This window comes from Lysinibacillus contaminans (assembly GCF_001278945.1).
GTDB classification, from domain to species: domain Bacteria; phylum Bacillota; class Bacilli; order Bacillales_A; family Planococcaceae; genus Lysinibacillus; species Lysinibacillus contaminans.
On the sequence record NZ_LGRV01000003.1, the window covers coordinates 2,549,714 to 2,570,982 of the forward strand.

Below are 21,269 nucleotides of genomic sequence, written 5' to 3' on the forward strand. Positions count from 1 at the left end.
GTCCTTACAAATACATCATTAAAAACCTTACGATACGCATCGTAAGGTTTTTTTAATAGGACAAATCTTTAATGGACAATCCTAATTTTTTTAGTAGCTTAATCGCTTCATCTTTTTCTTCGCTTGTTAAAACACTTAATAATTCATGAAGATGCTGTTCGTGGTTTGGAAACACCTCTGCCATAAATGCCTCTCCCTCTTTTGTAATCTCAGCATATGTTACACGACGATCAGCCGGGCAGGAAACGCGAAGTAAATATCCTCTTTTTTCTAACTTATCAACTACATACGTAATGGACCCACTTGCAAGCAAGATTTTATTACCTATCTGCTGCAAAGGTTGACGCCCCTTATGATAAAGTAACTCCAAGACAGCAAATTCTGTTGGATTTAATCCATTTTCCTGAAAAAATTGATTAGTCGTTTCATTAATGGCTTTATGTGCACGGGATAGTACAATATATAATTTTAAAGATTGTTTAATATTCTCTGAAGTCATGACCTTGTCCTTTCAATTCCTACGTTATCTTGCCATTATAGCGATTTCGGAAAAGAATTGTCAAAAGCATCATACTCAACCATTTGATCTCCCAGTGACCCTCTCTGTTTAAAACTAATTAGATTACGTCACTAAATAGTTGGAATTCTTGATATTAGAATCCAACGACTCTAGTGGATCAAACGTATGAATCGGTAAATGCAGACTAAAACGAGTGCCTTTTTTCAATTCACTTTCTATTACAATCTCACCATCATGCTCCTCAATTACTTTTTTCACAAAAGGTAGACCCAATCCTGTACCAGTTGTCTTCGTTGTATAGAATGGCTGAAATAAATTTTCAATTGTGTCACTAGTCATCCCTGAACCTTCATCCGTAATAGATAATTCCAAAAGTGAACCACTATTAACACGCATTTCTACTAGAACCGTTCCACCGTTGTACATAGATTCAATTGCATTTTTTATTAAATTCATAACTACTTGTTTTAGGCGATTTTCATTTCCTTCAATTAGCACATTCATAGGTGATGAAACCAACTGTATCATCACATTTTTCATAAGTGCATCTGGCATCATAAAATCAATTACATGCTGTACAAGCTTATCAAATTCCAATAATTCCAAACGATTATTGGCGGGTTTTGACAGCATCAATAGTTCTGATAATATTTGGTCCATACGTTGAAGCTCACTATCTATCACCGATAAATACATTTGCGCTTCCTCTGTAGCATCTACCTTTAATAAATCCGTGAAGCCTTTTAATGATGTTAAAGGATTACGAATTTCATGTGCAATACTAGCCGCCATTTGGCCTACAACATTTAAGGACTGTTGATGTTCTACCTTTTGTTGCAGTTCTATTTTTTCCGTTTCATCATGTATAGTTGTAACGATTAAATTTCTTTTATTATCGTAAGCACTAGAAATTTCATAATACAAGGGCTTATTAGGTTGCGATTTATCAACTACATGAATAGTCGCAAACTGTTCTTCTGTGAGATTACTAAAATAGGTAGAGAGATCACTATTTTTCAAACTAAATGATTCAAAAATGCTTTTATGGGCATTATCTAATAACTGAGCTTTTTCTTTTTTCAAATACATTTCCGCGTAGTTATTTAAATCAAAAATCGTATCGTTTGCATTGGTTAAAATAATACCGTGAGGAAGTTTATCGTAGGCGCTAAATAAAGTAAATCGATAGTTCGTTTGCTTAAAATACAAATCATATGCACTATCATCATTATGATTAAGTATAGTAGCATGAGCAACGATTTCTTCATTTTTAACATGGTAGTGGCATTTAAATTGCACCAGCTTATATTCATTAGTAGCCGTTCGAATGTAAAATGTTTCTTCGGCTTCTTTTATATATTTTAAGTGTTTTACGAAATGTGGCCACTTCAAATTCGATGGCTCGTCCATTACTAAAAATCCATTATAAGCTAGGTTAATATTAAATTGTTTAATTGCTAGGTCATTTACTTGTAAAATTTTTCTTGAGCTACTTAGAATAAATATTGGCGATAATGAGTTCTTCAATACGTTATCAAAACATTGAGTTATATTATTCTGTTCCAAATTTTTCACCGAGCCTTTCAAGAGAGTAACTTAGTTATAAATTTAACTATAGTCTTCACTTTACTTTATGACAGTGCGCATCTTTTATTACAAAATTTTGTAAATTTAAATAATTTTAATTATTTCACAGAACATTCATAATTAAAATAGGTAAAAAGGATTATATTGTTTATCAGCTATTTGACTGATACAATTAGGTTGAAAAGGAGATTATTGCATGAACATTATATTAGCTACATTAAACGCAAAATATATTCACACAAATTTAGCATTACGGTATCTAAAGGGGGCAGCTCTTCCCGAGTTCAATCCGACACTCGCTGAATATACAATTAAAGACCCGGCTTTTAATATCGTTTCAGATTTATTTCAAAAAAAACCGGATGTCGTTGGATTCAGCTGTTACATTTGGAACATAGAAGAGACTATAAATGTCATTAAAATGTTAAAAATTGTCTGTCCTGATGTCAAAATCTTATTAGGTGGACCAGAAGTTTCTTATGATGTTCATCATTGGCTGCGTCGAATCGACGAAATTGACTATTTAATGATGGGTGAAGGTGAAGTTTCCTTTAAACAAATACTGCGCTATTTCAACCGTGAAATCCCTCTTGAGGATGTCCCTGGGATTTGTTATTTAGAGGATGGCAAAATACGAATTCATCCACAAGCACCAAAAGTGGATTTACGTGAATTGCCTAGCCCATTCCGTTACGAAGAGGATTTACCACATTTAGCTAAACGCATTCAATATATTGAAACGAGTCGTGGTTGCCCATTTAGTTGCCAATTTTGTCTTTCTTCTATTGAAGTGGGCGTTCGCTATTTTAACCGTGAAAAAATTAAAGAAGACATTCGCTATTTAATGGATAACGGTGCTCGCACGATTAAATTCGTTGATCGTACATTCAATATTAGCCGTAGCTATGCGATGGAAATGTTCCAATTTCTAATTGATGAACATAAGCCTGGCGTTGTATTCCAATTTGAGATTACAGCAGATATCATGCGTCCAGAGGTTATTCAATTTTTAAATGACAATGCACCAAAAGGTTTATTCCGTTTTGAAATAGGTGTCCAATCAACAAATGATTTAACAAATACACTCGTACAACGTCGACAAAACTTTGAAAAACTAACACGCACAGTAACAATGGTCAAAGAGGGTGGTAAGATAGACCAGCATTTAGATTTAATCGCTGGCTTACCCGAAGAAGATTACGCAAGCTTCCGCCAAACATTTAATGATGTGTTTGCCATGCGTCCTGAAGAATTACAACTTGGTTTCTTAAAGTTGCTTCGCGGGACAGGCCTACGTCTAGAGGCAGAGAAATTTGGTTATACGTACGTTGACGTATCACCATATGAAATTTTCTCAAATAATGTACTGACATTCGATGATATTGTACGCATTAAACACGCAGAAGATGTATTAGAAAAATATTGGAATGATCACCGCATGGACAATACAATTGAATACTTGGTAACAGAAGTATTTGAATCACCTTTTGATTTCTTCCAAAACTTCGGTACGTATTGGGAAACGAAGGGGTGGTCACGTATTGGCCATCAACTTGAAGATTTATTCAGACGTTTACTTGAATTTTTAGCGACTATCGAAGGCGTCGATGTACAAGTCGTACAGAGCCTAATGCAGCTTGATTTTTTAATGGTTCAGCAATTCCAACCACGCAAGCTATGGTGGACAGAAAGACCATCAGAAGAACAACAAAAGGCCATTTACGCAGCCCTACGAGAAAATCCTGCAATTGCTGGTGAAGAATTTGCCAACTTCAATCTTTCTGAAAAAGAATTGTTCAAACATACGCTCGTTATTCCTCATAATGTGGATTATCAAGATTTCACAAAAGGAAAAATCACACCAAAAAGCGGATATCTATTAACTTATTTCCGTCATGGTCAGTCTCCATATTTTGCAACATTTAATTCTATTTAAGTAAAAAACGCTAATCTCTCTTGTTACGGAGGAATAGCGTTTTCTTTTGTTTATTTCGCAATATTTTAAATCCTCAACAATCTTTTCTTTCTATACTATGCATACATCGGTATATCTTTAATTAATACATTAAAAACCACCAGGTGTGTTGGATAACCAATTTACAGCTGAATAACAACCTAATATTTCTCTAATCAACACACCTGAAAAATCACTTTACTTTTCATCATGTTTTTCATAAAAAAGAACTATCCCAAATTCTTTGAGATAGCCCATTTTGTTTAGCCGATAATGACACGTTCCTTAGGATAGTGGAAATTTGTTTTCTTTCCTCTCCCACCACCACCGAGTGTATATAGGAAGGAAATTAAACCAACACGTCCAATGAACATTAATATCATGATAATTACTTTACCCGCAACAGATAAATCTGAAGTGATCCCTAATGACATTCCACAGGTTCCGAACGCCGAGGTAATCTCAAAAATAATTTGCGTAAGCGTTGCATTTGGTTCTGTGATAAGCAAAATCATTGTAGCAATTAATACCATAAAGCATGCTACTAAAATTACGACAAACGATCGATATACATCAATTAAATGAATTTCACGCCCAAATATTTGAATATGCTCTTTCCCGCGTGCGAATGTAATTAAGAACAAAATTGCGATGGCAAAAGTAGTCGTTCGTATTCCCCCACCTACTGAACTAGGTGAAGAGCCAATGAACATTAAAAAGCTCATAAAAATACTAGTTGCTTCACTAAATGTCGTCACATCATATGTTGTTAATCCACCTGACCTTGTAGAGACAGATTGAAACATTGCAGAGAAAAGTGCTTCATGCCACGGCATATACTTAAATGATTGAAATGATTCGAGCAGTAATATAACAAGTGCACCGACGACAAATAAAATGGCATACGTAGACGTTGTGATTTTCGTAAATAAGCTAAAGCGGAAATTAGCATGCCGGTTGCGTAAGAATGCTTTCACTTCGATTAATACTGGGAATCCAATTGCACCGAGCACAATTAATATCATCGTAATAAACTGGACAAAATAATCGTTATGGAACGGTAACAAGCTCATACCAGTAATATCGAATCCACCATTTGTCGTAGCTGAAATCGCTGCAAACACACCATGAAGAAGCGCCTTATCAAATGTATCGAAGTAGTTCATAAAATGTATAGTAAGAATAAATGCACCCGCTAATTCAATAACGAGCAATATTTTCACGATTTCTCGAATAAGTTGAACGACACCGGATAAATTGTATTGATTGTGATCAATCATAATTAGTTGGCGTTCACGCATACCGATTTTTTTTCCGACAAGTAGCCAAACAAATGTACCAAGTGACATAATACCAATTGCCCCAAGTTGTAAAATCAAAAGTAACATGACAAGCCCAAATGTAGAGTAGGTTTCCGAAATAGTAATCGTTGTTAACCCAGTTACACTGACGGCACTCACCGCCGTAAATAAACTATCTAATAGAGATACATCTACTCCAGGCTTATGTACACCTGGAATACGTAATAGTAAGAATGAAATTGCAATTGCTATAAAATAATAGGAGACGAGTAATTGAAACGGTGTCGCTATTCTACTTGTTGATTTTTTCCATGGCACCTCATCATCCCCTTCCTTCTTAAGTTGTCAGACTTGATATCAGTATAGAAAAAAAGCTTCAAAAAAGAAAGAGGAACAGTATAAACTGCCCCTCAAATTACTAATTTGGTTATTTTTTTTTGCGAACACCTACTAGATAACCGCCAAGTGCAATGGCTAGAAGTACACACCAGAAGGTTAATTCCCAGGCAGTTGAATGGGGGAATTCTGCTGGTAAAATACCTACTTTTTCATGTGCTAGTGTTAATACAACTAATTTAACACCTACCCATCCAACAATTAAAAATGCAGCAGTTTCAAGAGAAGGATAGTCATTTAATACTTTGACAAACCATTGTGCCGCAAAACGCATCATAATAACTCCTATGAAGCCACCAATTAACATAACAACGAATTGCCCACCGTTAATACCACCAATATCAAAGTTTCCTAAATGCGGTAAAGTGACGGCGATCGCAACTGCAGCAAGCATAGAGTCAATGGCAAATGCAATATCTGCTAGCTCTACTTTGATAACCGTCATCCAAAAGCCTGAACCTTTTTTCACTGGCTTTTGCACAAGTTCATCCTCTTGTTCATTTTTATGTTTCTTTAAATCATAAATATTTTTCGCGGACATGAACAATAAATACGCGGCCCCAATCGCTTGAATCTGCCAATAGTTCACTAAAATCGTAATGATAAAAAGGGCTGAAAAGCGGAATATTAACGCCCCAAAAAGTCCGTAAAATAATGCTTTTTTCTGTTGGTCCATCGGTAAATGTTTGACCATAACAGCCATAACGACTGCATTATCAGCTGCTAGTAAACCTTCTAATACGATAAGTACAATAAGTACCCAACCATATTGCAATAAGATTGTTTCCATATTATTTCCCTCCTTCAAACTCTGTATACCCCAAATAGAAGCTTCTTACTTATTCATTGCTAAACCTTATTTCATAGTAATGAACAAAAAAAAGACTTCAGCCTATGAAATGGCAAAAGTCTTGATAAAAGTATTATGGCTATCGGCTTCGCATCTAGCACAAAAAGTATTCTGTACCTGTCACTTTACACTTGGTACATGAAATATGTTGATGTTACATCTCAATAGCATATGTAAAACCAGATGCAATGCTCTCATCTGATAATTACTTTCCTTTGACAAATCGCCATTGGAATCTATCTCTTTTGCAACATTATTATATCACTATCATTATTTATTGACAAAAATTTCTTCTCACTATTTAATCTGAATTTGAAAGCTTTCATCTTCTTTATGTGCTAGATAAAACTCAATCATCATTGGCATCGTCTGCAAAAAGTCTGGACAAGTAATACCGCCCTTTTGCAAAATGGCCACTGCTTCTGTCGCATCAAACTCTGCATTCCACGTTAAATAATCTAGTGTTTCCTGCTCTACACCTAATTTTTTTCGCACAAATGGTACTTGTAGTGATTTTCTTGCAAGTGTTAATGGGAATCGTCCCTTCGGATAATGATTTGTTAAAAACTTTACCATCATCCGGTACACCTCCTGCATGGGATGTGGATTCGGATCAGTTAAATGCAATGTCTTTCCTTCTGCACTCGGTTCATCGGCTAAAAACGTCACAGCATTTATAATATAATCGACCGGCACAACATTAATGGTAGAATTCGACTGTCCTACATACGGAATGAATGGTAAACACTTTAATCGATCCACCATATTTAAAAAGAAATAGGGTCCATCAAATTTAATCGTTTCACCTGTTTCAGAATGGCCACGCACGATGCCTGGTCGAATAATTGTCAAGGGCACTTCAGCTTTTAAATCCTCTACACGATGCTCTGCCTCGTACTTCGTTTCCTCGTAGTAGTTTTTAAATGCATGAGGACGAATGAGTTCATCTTCACATAACACGCCTTCACGTGTCCCTGCTACATAAGCAGTACTAAAATACATATAACGCTTCAAATTGGGTAACGAGCGTACAAAATCATTTACCATTGCCGTTCCGTGTACATTAACTTTCCATGCTAGATCTCGTGGTACAGCTAAATCATAAATCGCAGCTAAATGCCATAATACCTCTATCTGAGGTATAATTTCTTGTGAAATTTGATTACCAAAACCAATATTAGGTAGTGTAATATCCCCTTCTACAATGCGAATCACACCTGCAGGAAACTCCCCTAAAATTCTCTTCTTTTCAGCATCTGCTTTAAGCATTTCACCCGGTAAAACAACCACAATAACTTCTTGCGTTTTATTTTTCCGAAATAACTCTCGAATGATTTGGCTCGTAATAAACCCCGGAAAACCAGTAAAAAAATGAACACCCATCCCCAATTCCCCCTTACATCAAATTACGATAATTTTCTCGTTTCTTTATCGATCAAACTATATACAATTGGCACAATATATAAGGTCAACAATGTTGATACGACAAGTCCTCCTATCACTGCAATCCCCATTGGTTGGTTCATTTCTGTCCCCTCACCAATCCCCAATGCAAGCGGAAGTAAGCCCAAAATCGTTGTTAATGCTGTCATTAAAATTGGTCGTAATCGATCTTGTGTGGCAAGTAAAATCGCCTCATATGTCGATATGCCCTCCACCTTTTGCTGATTAATATAATCAACAAGCACTATACCATTATTAACAACAATACCGACGAGCACTAATATGCCAATAACGGATGTCACACCTAACAGCGTATTCGTCACAAACAGTGCGATAGCTACTCCGATAATCATTAGAGGAACTGTGAACATAATAACAAACGGATATTTAAAGGACTCAAATTGGGCAGCCATAACGATATAAACGAGCACAATTGCAAGTGCCACAGCAAGTAACATATCATCTATTGCGCTATCATAAAGCTCTCGATCACCGCTGAAAACTACTTGCGTTTCTGGTGGTAGTTCCGCTTTCTCAAGTGCCTTATCCACTAAATCTGAAATACCACCTAGCGATTCCTTCGTTTCATAATCGACGAAAAATGCAACCGCGGCCGCTTGATCTGATCGTCTTATTGATACTGGACCTTCTTGTACAGATACATCTGCAATGTCATTTAACTTTACAAATAAACCTGCTGGCGAGCGTAACTGCATAGCTTTTAGTGCCTCGATGCTTTCATTAAACGACTGTCCGAAGCTCGTGTACACCGATAATACAGTACCATCCTCAACAATCATTTGTGTCGTCAACTGGCCTCTGGTCATTTGATTGACTGTTTGAGCAATTTGCGCCGGCACAAAACCGTAATCCTTGGCTTTTTCACGATCGACTTCAATTTGAATTTCCTGCAACGTATTTTCCAAATCATTTGAAACATCTGTTACCCGGTCGATTTTTAGTAACTCCTGTTGTACATTTTCAACCGATTCATGTAAACGTTGTTCGTTCGAATCAGTTAAACGGAACGTTAGTGTATTCGGAGCAGAACCTGAAGACGTCGCTACATTGAATGCAATTTCCGCTTTTTCTCCAATCTCTGATTGTAAATCCTGTTCAACCTCTTCTACAAATTCAAAAATTGAACGTTCCCGTTCCTCTAACGGTACTAATTTCACATACATTTCCGCCTGGTTTGCACTTGTTTGTCCACGTGATTGTGACTGTTGCGTACCACCGATTAAACTAACATAGACATCAACCTCTGCCTCTTTTTTCAGTCTATCTTCGATTGTTGCAACTATTTTTTCTGTCTCAGTCACCGCAGCCCCATTTTCAAGATTAACACTTACGGATACAAATCCTTCATCTGTTGCAGGCAAAAATTCTGTTCCGATTTTCAGTAAACCAAATAGAGATACCGCAAAGAGTACAACAGCCGTTGCCAGTACAAGGAAGCGATGGTGTAATACCCAAACAATCGACGACTGGTAGCCCTTGTAGAACCTCGATTCTCTACGAATTTCATTAATATTTTCAGACTTTGTTTTGAGCAATCGACTTGCCATCATAGGCACAACAGTTAATGCGACCGATAAAGAAGCAAGTAAACTAAAAGAAATTGTTAGTGCAAACTCAGTAAATATTTGTCCAATCAATCCTTCAATGAACATGACTGGAATAAAGACAGCAATCGTCGTCATAGTTGACGCAGTAATTGCCATCGCCACTTCCTTTGTTCCCAGCTTTGCAGCCTCAATTGGGTCCTTGCCAAGCCCTAATTGCCGTTCAATATTTTCAATAACAACAATTGCATTATCGACGAGCATCCCAATACCAAGCGCTAATGCACCGAGAGTCATAATATTGAGTGTGAAATCTGCAAAAAACATTAAAACAAATGTCACAATAACCGAGTACGGAATCGCGATGCCAATGATAAGTGGGCTTTTCACTCCTCGTAAAAAGACAAATAAGATAATCATAGCAAATAGACCACCGAGCAGCAGAGACGTACCGATATTATTTATCGCTAAATTTACGTAATCGCCTTGATCTACTAAAATGTCAGCCGCAATACCACTAAATTGCTCCTTTTTCAATAGCTCGTCTAATGCCTTTTGGAAAGCCTCTGACACTTCCGCCGTATTCGTACCTGACTCTTGAAGTACTGACATTAATACAGCTGGATGCTCGTTAGCACGCGTCTCAGTGGTAGATGCTTGTTCTGTGCGCTCTACCATCGCAACATCACCAACAGTTAACGTCTTACCGTCTAAAGGATTCACCGATACAATTAAATCTGCGATATCCTCTGGTGACGTTAATGTACTTAAAATACGCGTTGTTAACATTTTTCCTTCATCAGTAGATACTGGATCACCTGGCAGTGAAACATTATTCGTTTGAATAATTTGCACGACGTCTGCCTGTGTTAAGCCCTTATCGACAAGCTTTGCTTCATCAAGCGTCACTTGTACCTCTTCAACAAGCTTACCAGATACGTTTACACTCGCTACGCCCTCTATACGTCGAAGCTCTTTCTCTAGAGCTTCTGCTAAAACACGCACATCGACATCATTATTTTCCGCACGTAATGAAAGCTGAATTATCGGGAATTGAGCTGGGTCAAATTTCAAAAAACTAGGGTTTTCTGCATCACTTGGTAATGGTGTCATATCTAATCGCTGCAAAATATCAAGTTGTACATCCTCAATATTAGTCGACCAATTAAACTCAAGGACAATTAAATTTGCACCTTCTTGCGACGTCGATTGCACCTTTTTTATGCCTGGCAATGTAGCGAGAGTTGCCTCTAAAGGCTTTGTCACCTTCTCATTGACTTCTGTCGGACTCGCACCAGGATAGCTCGTCACAACAACACCAATCGGGGGATTTAATTCCGGAATGAGTGTGACAGGTATTTTCAATAGCGAAACGCCGCCCAATATAATGACAAGCAACATTGTCACAATTGTAAATACAGGTCTCTTGATGGAAAAATTACTTATACGCATATTTATTTAACTCCTTTTTCTTCACTTCTTTTCATCATTGCCGAAAAGGAGGATTTTCTACAGATAATTTCCTGATACTGTATATATTCAACATTCTTATCCCTTTTTCCTTGTAAAAAAACACGAATCGCGTAAATGTCGATTCGTGTTTCATTTTTATAGAAGGCTATATAATTTGATGTTTTCGTTTTTGTCAGCAAACCAGCGCATAGCAAATTCGTTTTCAAATAAGAATACATAATTGTCAAAGCGGTCTTTTACGAGCATTGAACGGCTAGAAGACATCGACTCTTTGACATCGTCTTCGTTTTCAATCCAACGTGCAATTTTAGAACCGATTGGCTCCATCTTTACGTCAACATTGTATTCGTTTTTCATGCGGTGCTCGAATACCTCGAATTGTAATTGTCCTACTGCCCCAAGAATAACTTCTTCAGTGTGCAGGGTTTTATAGTATTGTATTGCACCCTCTTGCACTAATTGTAAAATCCCTTTATGGAATTGCTTCGATTTCATAACATTTTTCGCTGTAACACGGACGAATAGCTCCGGTGTAAACTGTGGTAATTTTTCAAAAAGGAAGGTTTTCTTACCACCGACGACTGTATCTCCTATTTGATATGTCCCAGTATCATATAAACCGATAATATCTCCAGCAACTGCTTCGTCAACAGTTTCACGATCATCTGCAAGGAATTGTGTAGATTGCGTTACTTTGAATGACTTTCCAGTACGAGATAATGTAATGTTCATACCACGTTCAAATTTACCTGATACAATACGTACAAAGGCGATACGGTCACGATGCGCAGGGTTCATATTCGCTTGAATTTTGAAAATGAAACCAGAAAATTCACCATACTCCACGGGATCAATGTATTGCTCATCTTCAGTAATACGAGGCTGTGGTGTTGGTGCAAACTTCAAATATGTTTCAAGGAATGTTTGTACCCCAAAGTTTGTTAAAGCTGAACCGAAGAAGACTGGTGTTAATTCACCACGACGAATTTTTTCTTCCGAGTAATCATTACCAGCTTCGTTCAGTAGCATGATATCATCCATCGCTTGCGTGTAGTAAGAAGTTACTTTCATCGGATGATCAACTGCTAGCTCGCCATTTTCATCAATTGGTAAGAAACGTTCGCCTTCATCTGTACGGAATTGTTCAATACGTTTATTGTAACGGTCGTAAATGCCCAGGAATTCTTTCCCCATACCGATTGGCCAGTTCATTGGATAAGCGTTAATGCCAAGTACTTCTTCTAATTCTTCAATTAGCTCAAGTGGCTCTTTCCCTTGACGGTCTAATTTATTGATGAATGTGAAGATTGGAATACCGCGCATCTTACAAACTTTAAATAACTTTAACGTTTGTGCTTCAATCCCTTTCGCTGCATCGATAATCATTACCGCACTATCCACCGCCATTAGTGTACGATACGTATCTTCTGAGAAATCTTGGTGCCCAGGTGTATCTAAAATATTCACACGAGCGCCATTGTAGTCAAATTGCATAACAGAAGATGTTACTGAAATCCCACGTTGTTTTTCAATCTCCATCCAGTCAGACGTCGCAAATTTGCCTGATTTTTTCCCTTTTACGGTACCAGCGTCACGAATCGCACCACCGAATAGCAAAAGTTTTTCTGTAATCGTCGTTTTACCAGCATCCGGGTGACTGATGATGGCGAACGTACGACGTGATAATATATCTTGTTCTAAATTTGAAGTCATTTTCACATTCTCCTTTTTTCATACCTACTAATAATAAAAGAAGGCTTACCCTCTGCACAACCTTTTTACTTAATAATTCAAAAAGAAAACCTTTTAGCCATATACTAAAAGGTTTTCAACACTTCACAAAGACCATTTTTGTTAGTTTGTACCATTTTATTCACTTTCACTACTTAAATTTAAACAAATTTCAAACGACCTGCCTCCACAGCAATTTCTGCATCGCTATGTGGATATTTTGTATTCTCGATAATTTGATAATCTTCATGACCTTTACCTGCAAAAATAATCATATCGTCTGGTTCCGCTATTGAAATGGCATGACGCACCGCTTCCGCACGATCCCCGATACAAGCGTAATTTTCATGTAGCATGCCTTTCGCAAGATCACTCGTAATACTGTCATACGACTCATAGCGAGGATCATCTGTCGTTAAAATCACATAATCTGCAGCAGACGCTTTTTCCGCCATTGCTGGTCGTTTCGATTTATCTCGATTTCCACCCGTCCCGACTAAAAAGATCAGCTTTCCTTTTTTATACGGTTCAGCAGCAGCAATTGCTTTCTCAATAGCATCTGGTGTATGGGCATAATCGACAAAAATTTTCACTGGTAAGTCAGTTGGCACTTTTTCCATTCGACCTTTTACTGGTGGTAATTGCTCAACCTGCTCAATGATTGCTTCCATTGAGTAACCACGTCCATAAAATGACACCATCGCCGCTAGTACATTGTATACATTAAACTCACCAAGTAAGTGCATTTTCACTGGGTATGTTCCTTCTGCTGTCTCAACATCAAAATATGTCATATAGTCATGATACTGGCAATTCACAGCACGGAAATCAGCTGTTTCGCTTTGTAAACCATAAGTCCACACAGGGAATGGTGTCATCGCTGCATACCGCTCTGACCAAGGATCGTCTGCGTTTAATACGACAAATTTATTTTTTTCTAAATCCTGTCCAAGTTGAGAAAACAAAAGACCTTTTGCGTGTCCATATTCCTCCATCGTACCGTGGAAATCAAGGTGGTCATGTGAGAGATTCGTAAAAATTGCTACATCATAGTCGACACCAGCTAATCGACCTAATGCTAAACCATGTGAAGAAACTTCCATTGTCATTAAACGACAACCTTCCATTTTTGCACGGAATATCATTTGTTGCGTTGAAAGTGCATCACTTGTGGTATTCGAAGATTCATATAAAATACCATTTAAATTAAAGCCAATTGTGCCTGTCAGCGCAGATTTTTCGCCCATGCCTTGCATGATGTTTTGAATAATACCTGTAACTGATGTTTTACCATTTGTACCTGTTACACCAATCATCGTAATATCCTTTGATGGATAATCAAAAAACTTCGCAGCGAGTAAACCAACTGCACGATCTGTATCTTTTACAATAACTTGTGCAACAGAATCAGCCAAAGGTAGTTTGCGCTCTGTGACAACGATGGTTGCGCCACCCTCTACTGCCTTCTCCGCATACTCATGACCATCTACCGTATAGCCCTTTATACAAACAAACATGCTATTTGGCTGTACGCCACGTGAATCCACCACAATATCGCTCACTTGATCTGGTAATTCACCAATAATTTTTTTCAAAGGTAATGCACTCAACAATTCCTCTGCATACATTTCATAGTCCTCCAATCAATCTCTACATTCACTTTATCAAATTTTGTTGTTTAATCCATTACGCCTCGGCGTATTTGTACTTGCCGCTACGCTTTCGGTACAAAATCTGTGACATCTGCCGGAGGCTTTAACTTTATTCAGTCGGCGTTTGAACGTCCACTGCATAAAAGTCAAAACCAGTATTCTCCTCACCATTTATAAAAATAGGAGCCTTTTACTGAATAAAGTTAATTAATGATTTTTCGACAATATTTGACATAATGAATACCCCCACTATCTATTGAACTTATTTTACTACTTATCGACTCATAAATGAAATGCCTCAACACATGATTTTTCAATGTAAACGCTACCATTTTTGAAAAGTATTATATTTTTCTTATCATAACAAAATACGTCATTTATCGACACTCATTATTGTTGTATTATTAATGTAACTTTGGTAATTTGAGGTGTTACGATTGCAACAGATTGTATTGTTACGAATGCGCAATGAAATTGTTTTTCTCTCTTTAATGGCAGCCATATTTACACATTGTATTTTTGCCATGCTCAGTTTAAACGGAAGTTTTTATGTTCTACTATTGGCACTACTCATATTTTTCATTCCACCTACTATTGGGATGATGCTGAAAGTTAATCCCGTCATCATGCAATGGATTATTATTACTTGCGGAAATATAACCATTCTCTATATGAACATTCACTATATTTCTTTGATTAATTTCATGGGTTTCATTTTCTATCTAATACTAATTTCTATTTATCAATCTCTAAAAGTTAATATTATCATTAGTATCTTCACTTTAATTGAAATTATTTTCCTTTCTTTTCAACATCAAATTTCTAAAGAAACAATTATTAACACACAGTATTTAAATACCTTTATTTTTGTCATCCTACTACTAACGATAATTTGGTGGATTCAAACGCAATATATAAAGCCTAGTTGGCAAAAACGCGAACAAATGAATTTACAAAAAGAGCAGGAACAATTTTCACAAAAAGCGTATATGCATTTGTTTTTTGAGCATGCAAATGACTGCATAGCTGTATTCGACTTGGATAACCGTATTATTGATGTCAATCCTGCTTTTGAAGAAGTATACGGTTGGAAGCGCGCTGAATGTGTCGGCAAAATAAACCTTTTTGTTCCACCGGAAAATAGGATCGATGCAGAAAACCGTTGTCTAAATTTATTAGAAGGTAAGAGCATTAAGTTGCTAGAAACAAAAGATATGCGGAAAGATGGCACTGTCTTTGATGTCGCAATTTCGTTGTCACCTATATATGATTTGGATGGAAAGATGGTTGCGACATCTGTTATTTCTCGTGACATTACACATGAGAAGGAAAATGAAAAACTTATACTTCAATCTGAAAAACTTAAATTAGCAGGGGAAATCGCTGCAGGCGTAGCGCATGAAATTCGTAATCCGCTTACCGTTATTTCTGGCTTTGTCCAAATGATGAATAGCGATAATGATTCCCCTTATCATTCCTATACTGAAACTATTCAATCGGAAATTGAGCGCATTAATTTAATCATCGGTGAATTTTTAGTACTATCAAAGCCACAAGCAAAGCAGTTAAAAAATGTTTCGATCGATGAAACGATAAAAAACATCAGTGATTTCTTTCAATTAGAATTTTTAAATCGAGGCATTACGTTCTCATTGAACCTGAACAGCGTGCAGAATTTGGTCCTCGCCAATGAAAATCAACTAAAGCAAGTATTTATTAATATTATAAAAAATGCTATGGAAGCAATTGATATGCACAATGTTGAGGGGAAAATCGACTTTTCTATTAATCGAGCAACACATAATATCATTCATATTGCTATTTCTGATAATGGTATTGGTATGTCAGAAGATCTTTTGGAACGTATTTTCGATCCTTTTTATACCACAAAAGCGACAGGCACAGGACTTGGTATGCTTATTACCAATAAAATCATCCGAGATTATGGTGGAATGATTGAAATCGATAGCAAAGAAAAACATGGTACAACCATCAAAATCCAATTGCCCTCCATTTAAAAAAGCTATCTCCAACCAGTTACGGTGGAGATAGCTTTTTTCCTTATTTCATAATGGTACGTACTAATTTTACTTTTTGTTTATATGGTGGAAATAATACATTAGTTTCTAACTTCGATGATTTCTTCAAAATAGATTTCGCATGTGTGAAATTTTCAAAGCTTGCCTTACCATGATAAGCTTTTACGCCTGAAGGCCCTACACCGCCAAACGGCAAGTGCATATTCCCAACATGTGTAATTGTATCATTAATACAACCTCCACCAAATGGCAATTCTTCTAAAAAGTAATTAATTGCCTTTTCGTGTTCTGAGAAGAAGTACGCTGCTAATGGCTTCGGTAATTGGCGGATTTGATGAATAGCGATTCGTAAATCGTCATACATCATAATCGGTAAAATTGGACCAAACAATTCGTCCTGCATAGATGGACTTGTCCAATTGGCATGCTCAATAACGGTTGGCTCGATATACAAATCATCTCGATCAGTACGACCACCATACGTAATCGAGTCACGCTCTTCAACTAAGATTTGCTGTAGTCGATCAAATTGTCTCACATTTACTATACGACCGTAATCAGGACTCTTCAGCGCATTTCTTCCATAAAACGATCGAATCGTATTCTTTAATATCTTCGTAAATGACTCATACACATCTTTATGTACAAGTACATAATCAGGTGCAACACATGTTTGCCCTGTATTTGTGAATTTACCCCATGCCAATCGCTTAGCCGCTACTTCTAAGTTGGCTGTTTGGTCAACGATTGCTGGGCTTTTCCCACCAAGTTCAAGTGCAATCGGAGTTAAACGCTCTGCAGCAGCACGTGCAACCACTTTTCCTACAGCGACACTACCCGTAAAGAAAATATAATCAAACGACGCATGAATAAGCGCTGTGACTTCATCTTTTTCGCCCTCCACAACACGCACGTAAGAGGCATCAAATGTTTCTTCAATAATTTTTTTCACAATCGCAGCTGTATGAACAGATGTTTCCGACGGCTTTACAATGGCGGTATTGCCACCAACAATTGCACCGATAAGTGGCTCCATTACAAGTTGGAATGGATAATTAAACGGACCGATTATTAGTGTTACACCATATGGTTCACGCACAATAGAGCTTTTACCTAATTGTAAATGGATAGGTGTTTTTACCACTTCCGGCTTCATCCACTCATCTACATGCTTCACCATATACGAAATGCTGTCGAGCACAATACCTAGTTCTGTCGCATATGCTTCAAATTCACTTTTTCGTAAATCTAAATACAATGCATCTAAGACCTCTTTCTCATATTTTACAATGGTCGCTTTCAACTTAATTAATTGCTCTTTACGGAAATTAACATCTTTTGTTGCACGCGAAAAATAAAATTGACGTTGCTGTGCAATCATGTTTTCTACATCTTGTTCAGTAAAATTCATAAATAAACACCCCTTTTTTAAAAATATCATACATAAATCTTAGCATTCGAAACAAACTATCTTTGTCTATACGATACAACATTAGTTGCTAAAAATCCTCTTTTTGGAAAGGTTCGGTGAAAACAAAAAAAATTATAGGTCTTTTTATTCAACATGTTTAGACGATTTACTTCAAGGGAAATGTGCTATTACATAAATACAATCGAATGGGGGAATTATTTATGATGATGACAGAAACTTGGTGGGAATCCATTTTTTCAGGTGCACTTGCTCATGGGATTAATGAAGAAAAAGTACATCTATTGCAGGACGAGGCTTTTTTATATCTTTCGGTAGCAGATCTAGAAGAGCAAAAAAAGGTTGAACCGCTTAATTTAAATTAAAAATAGCGCATCGTAGGGATTGACTCCTAAGATGCGCTTTCAGCATTTATTTATACAAAATATTTTTGGGCTCACATGTTTCAAATTTTCCAAAGCCTGTTTCATTTTCGAGCTTAGCACTACCTAAAACGACAACTGCTTCATTGATAGCCGCTTTACATTTTGTAAATGTATTGCCACTACCTTCAAATTTACAGTTTAGCGTATCGACGGCCGCACCACCTGACTGAGATGTACATACTTCGAAATCCGTATTTTTTAAGATGATTTCAGCATCGTACATATGTAACGCACCACTCATTTGCGAGCGACTCTCTTTAAAACTACAGCCTTCCATTATAAGTTTTACTTTTTTCACTTTACCACCTGAAATAAAACCAAAGAAATTACGTGATTTCATATGTGCAGCTTCTGTTCCTGCAATATACATACTGCCACCTTTACCAAGTGATGAGTTATATGCAAATACACAATTACGTAAAATAAAACTTTCACTATTTGTAAAATACACAGCACCACCACGCTCCTCATCGAAGCATTTCTCAAATAAACAACTGTCCAATTCTACATGTGCATTGTTCATTTCCATCGCTCTTACAATATTGCCACCGAAGAATTGAGCATTCTCTATTTTCAATTGAGGAATATTTCGTAATGATAGCATTGTTTTATTTGCGTCCATTGACGCCATAAAGCGTGCACCATCCGCTTTTAATGTACCTCCATCTACGATAATCGAAGCATTATTTGCGAAAGTTACCTCCATACCATTTAAATCAAGCTCAGCGCCCTTGCTAACAATGACGTCGCCAGTAAGGACTGTGGCATAACTAAGTTTTCGTTTTTGACCCGTTAATAAAGTCATTTGTGCCATACGATCTTGGTAAACAAAATTTGGTAGGAAGTAGCTAAGTGATGTAATAGGTACAACCACATTTTGTTCTAATGCAGCTTGTACAACCTTTAAGCCAACCTCCACATCATTACGCAGCATCGCTAAACGGAAGCCACGAATAAAATGGATTTCTGCATAGTTTAGTTGCAAAAGCTCTTCAAAAAGCACAAGTATTTCTTGTTCTTTTTCTGTAATTTTATGATCTTTTTGTGCTTGACTATATAGATCTAGCATGAAGAAATATTTATAAATTGGTTTACTTAAAACCTGCAATACTTTATGTACAGTTTCATCTTCTGCTTGAAGTGCAACTTGAATTGCCTGCTTTTTAAATTCCATAGGTAAATCTAATAATGCCACCAGCTTTTTCAAATCATCCTTTACCATCTCGCTAGGGTAGCCTTTTACACATAACAGTAGGGCATAACCAATTGCATAGGTTTGACGAAATTGAACATCCTCCAGTGCAAATGGATGCTTTTGGTCCAATAACTCTTTTTTCACGCGCTTTAAACTATCTAAAATGGACATAATATTCCCTCCGAATGGTCTCGTATCACCATTAATATCGGCTTATTTTCAGAAAATTCTAGAGTATGTATCTAAAACCTGTATTCATTTCACTATCATTGAGTAACTAAAGCAATGATAGAAAATACAAATCACAGTTCTTTATATCGAACTGTGATTTCGTTTACTTACATATGGATTGCCTTTCCAAATACCGCTTTTGTTACATCGCCGATATGCTCTGATATAGTCGGATGTGGGAAAATCATTTGAGCCAATGTAGCTGCTGTACCGCCTGCGTTTTTCGTTGCTAGTATGGTATTTAGTATTTCTGTTGCGCCATCTCCTACAACGCAAGCACCTAAAATACATCCCTCACCTTTAGTAGCTAACAACTTCACAAAGCCGTTCACGTTACCTTCCATTAATGCTTTAGGATTCGTACGAATTGGGATTTTCATCATCATATAAGCTTCATCGATTTGGTCTTCCTGTAAGCCAAATGTTGCTATTTCAGGATGTGTGTACACACATCGAGGAATCAAAGTTTGATCAATAGTTGTCGGCTCCTGACCTAAAATATGTTCAACAACATGCAAACCTTCTGCACTTGCCGCATGCGCCAGTTGATATCCTCCTACCAAATCTCCAATCGCATAAATATGCGGTTGGCTCGTTTCAAGATGCTCGTTAACAGCAATTAAACGTCCATCAAAATCTAATCCAAGTTTTTCTGCAATTTCGGTATTTGGACGGCGACCCGTCGCAAATAATAAATTTTCGTATGTATAAACACCTTTAGACGTATGAATTTCACTACCATTGAAAAAATCAAACTGGAAGTCCGTAACAAGCTCAATCCCTAGTTTTGTCATTCTTTCACGAATAATAGGACGCGCGTCTGGCTCTTCTGTTTGTAAAACATCTAGGCTATGATTAAGCATCGTTACCTTTGTGCCAAGTGGAGCTAAGCTAAATGCCATTTCTACCGCGATTACGCCGCCACCAATAATCGTTAACTGCTTTGGTAACTCCTTCATGTCAAAAAACGTATCAGTTGTATAATATGTTGCCGTTTCTAAACCTTTAAATGGTGGCACAAATGGCTTACTGCCTGTTGCTAAAATGATATCTTTTGCTGTAAATGTTGCTGTTCCGACAGTAACTGTTAAATCCTGTGTCATTGATGCTTCCCCACGATAAAATGTGATTTGATTGTTGGCAATAAATCCTTCAATATTTGCTAGTAACTCGGCAATCACAGCATCTTTTCGCTGCATCAGACGCGGGAAATTAATATTCACTGTAGATGTTTCAATACCCCAACTTTTGCCGCGTTCGATTTCCTGCACAAGCTTACTATGCTCTAATAGTATTTTCGAAGGTATACAGCCTACATTATAGCAAGCGCCTCCAACTTTCCCTCGCTCTACTAATGCTACTTTCATACCATTTTTTGCCGCATGTATGGCTGCTACATATCCTCCCGGACCAGCGCCAATAACTGCTAAATCAAAGTTTTCCAAAAAATTCACCTCATCTACCACCTTATCATTTAC

General features: G+C 37.1%; 14 protein-coding genes. 3 read left to right on the forward strand and 11 right to left on the reverse strand.

The features are described from left to right. Positions 1–52 precede the first annotated feature (52 nt). Positions 53–499, reverse strand: a complete 447-nt coding sequence (locus AEA09_RS14525; RefSeq protein WP_053584546.1) for a MarR family winged helix-turn-helix transcriptional regulator — start codon at positions 497–499, stop codon at positions 53–55. Positions 500–622: 123 nt separating this feature from the next. Continuing rightward, on the reverse strand, positions 623–2,095 hold the full coding sequence (locus tag AEA09_RS14530; protein WP_245622850.1) for a PAS domain-containing sensor histidine kinase: 1,473 nt from the start codon (positions 2,093–2,095) through the stop codon (positions 623–625). A gap of 208 nt (positions 2,096–2,303) precedes the next feature. On the opposite strand from AEA09_RS14530, the gene AEA09_RS14535 reads away from it, so the two are divergent. Further along, entirely contained in the window at positions 2,304–4,043 is a 1,740-nt protein-coding gene (locus AEA09_RS14535; RefSeq protein WP_053584548.1) for a B12-binding domain-containing radical SAM protein, read from the forward strand. Between the two features lie 281 nt (positions 4,044–4,324). Here AEA09_RS14535 and AEA09_RS14540 read toward each other — a convergent pair whose 3' ends face one another. The 6 genes from AEA09_RS14540 to AEA09_RS14565 form a co-directional block, all read right to left on the reverse strand. Next, positions 4,325–5,680, reverse strand: a complete 1,356-nt coding sequence (locus tag AEA09_RS14540; RefSeq protein WP_053584549.1) for a TrkH family potassium uptake protein — start codon at positions 5,678–5,680, stop codon at positions 4,325–4,327. 109 nt (positions 5,681–5,789) lie between these two features. Beyond that, on the reverse strand, positions 5,790–6,548 hold the full coding sequence (locus AEA09_RS14545) for a TerC family protein (RefSeq protein WP_053584550.1): 759 nt from the start codon (positions 6,546–6,548) through the stop codon (positions 5,790–5,792). Positions 6,549–6,905: 357 nt separating this feature from the next. After that, entirely contained in the window at positions 6,906–7,991 is a 1,086-nt protein-coding gene (locus tag AEA09_RS14550; RefSeq protein WP_053584551.1) for an SDR family oxidoreductase, read from the reverse strand. 23 nt (positions 7,992–8,014) lie between these two features. Next, positions 8,015–11,068: an efflux RND transporter permease subunit gene (locus AEA09_RS14555; RefSeq protein WP_053584552.1), complete on the reverse strand. Its 3,054-nt coding sequence runs from the start codon at positions 11,066–11,068 to the stop codon at positions 8,015–8,017. Between the two features lie 156 nt (positions 11,069–11,224). Further along, positions 11,225–12,802: a peptide chain release factor 3 gene (locus AEA09_RS14560; RefSeq protein WP_053584553.1), complete on the reverse strand. Its 1,578-nt coding sequence runs from the start codon at positions 12,800–12,802 to the stop codon at positions 11,225–11,227. Positions 12,803–12,981: 179 nt separating this feature from the next. Next, positions 12,982–14,448, reverse strand: a complete 1,467-nt coding sequence (locus AEA09_RS14565; RefSeq protein ID WP_053584554.1) for a UDP-N-acetylmuramoyl-L-alanyl-D-glutamate--2,6-diaminopimelate ligase — start codon at positions 14,446–14,448, stop codon at positions 12,982–12,984. 461 nt (positions 14,449–14,909) lie between these two features. Between AEA09_RS14565 and AEA09_RS14570 the strand changes: the two genes are divergently transcribed. Beyond that, positions 14,910–16,490 carry a two-component system sensor histidine kinase NtrB gene (locus AEA09_RS14570; protein ID WP_053584555.1) on the forward strand — a complete coding sequence of 527 codons (1,581 nt, stop codon included), beginning with the start codon at positions 14,910–14,912 and terminating at the stop codon, positions 16,488–16,490. 43 nt (positions 16,491–16,533) lie between these two features. On the opposite strand, the gene AEA09_RS14575 is transcribed toward AEA09_RS14570, so the two are convergent. Further along, the gene (locus AEA09_RS14575) at positions 16,534–17,922 is read right to left on the reverse strand and encodes an aldehyde dehydrogenase (protein WP_053584556.1); all 1,389 of its coding nucleotides are present in this window, start codon (positions 17,920–17,922) and stop codon (positions 16,534–16,536) included. Positions 17,923–18,143: 221 nt separating this feature from the next. Between AEA09_RS14575 and AEA09_RS20110 the strand changes: the two genes are divergently transcribed. Beyond that, the gene (locus tag AEA09_RS20110) at positions 18,144–18,305 is read left to right on the forward strand and encodes a hypothetical protein (protein WP_169778072.1); all 162 of its coding nucleotides are present in this window, start codon (positions 18,144–18,146) and stop codon (positions 18,303–18,305) included. A 46-nt stretch (positions 18,306–18,351) separates the two neighbouring features. On the opposite strand, the gene AEA09_RS14580 is transcribed toward AEA09_RS20110, so the two are convergent. Together AEA09_RS14580 and lpdA are read right to left on the reverse strand one after the other, a co-directional pair. Further along, positions 18,352–19,731, reverse strand: a complete 1,380-nt coding sequence (locus tag AEA09_RS14580) for a right-handed parallel beta-helix repeat-containing protein (protein WP_053584557.1) — start codon at positions 19,729–19,731, stop codon at positions 18,352–18,354. Between the two features lie 167 nt (positions 19,732–19,898). Then, positions 19,899–21,236 (reverse strand): dihydrolipoyl dehydrogenase, encoded by a 1,338-nt coding sequence (gene lpdA / locus AEA09_RS14585; protein ID WP_053584726.1) that lies wholly within the window; start codon positions 21,234–21,236, stop codon positions 19,899–19,901. Between the last annotated feature and the right edge of the window lie 33 nt (positions 21,237–21,269).

Coding starts and splice junctions, on each gene's coding strand:
- AEA09_RS14525 (WP_053584546.1), bottom strand. CDS start 499: ATGACTTCAGAGAATATTAAACAATCTTTAAAATTATATATTGTACTA.
- AEA09_RS14535 (WP_053584548.1), top strand. CDS start 2,304: ATGAACATTATATTAGCTACATTAAACGCAAAATATATTCACACAAAT.
- AEA09_RS14545 (WP_053584550.1), bottom strand. CDS start 6,548: ATGGAAACAATCTTATTGCAATATGGTTGGGTACTTATTGTACTTATC.
- AEA09_RS14550 (WP_053584551.1), bottom strand. CDS start 7,991: ATGGGTGTTCATTTTTTTACTGGTTTTCCGGGGTTTATTACGAGCCAA.
- AEA09_RS14555 (WP_053584552.1), bottom strand. CDS start 11,068: ATGCGTATAAGTAATTTTTCCATCAAGAGACCTGTATTTACAATTGTG.
- AEA09_RS14560 (WP_053584553.1), bottom strand. CDS start 12,802: ATGACTTCAAATTTAGAACAAGATATATTATCACGTCGTACGTTCGCC.
- AEA09_RS14565 (WP_053584554.1), bottom strand. CDS start 14,448: ATGTATGCAGAGGAATTGTTGAGTGCATTACCTTTGAAAAAAATTATT.
- AEA09_RS14575 (WP_053584556.1), bottom strand. CDS start 17,922: ATGAATTTTACTGAACAAGATGTAGAAAACATGATTGCACAGCAACGT.
- AEA09_RS20110 (WP_169778072.1), top strand. CDS start 18,144: ATGATGATGACAGAAACTTGGTGGGAATCCATTTTTTCAGGTGCACTT.
- AEA09_RS14580 (WP_053584557.1), bottom strand. CDS start 19,731: ATGTCCATTTTAGATAGTTTAAAGCGCGTGAAAAAAGAGTTATTGGAC.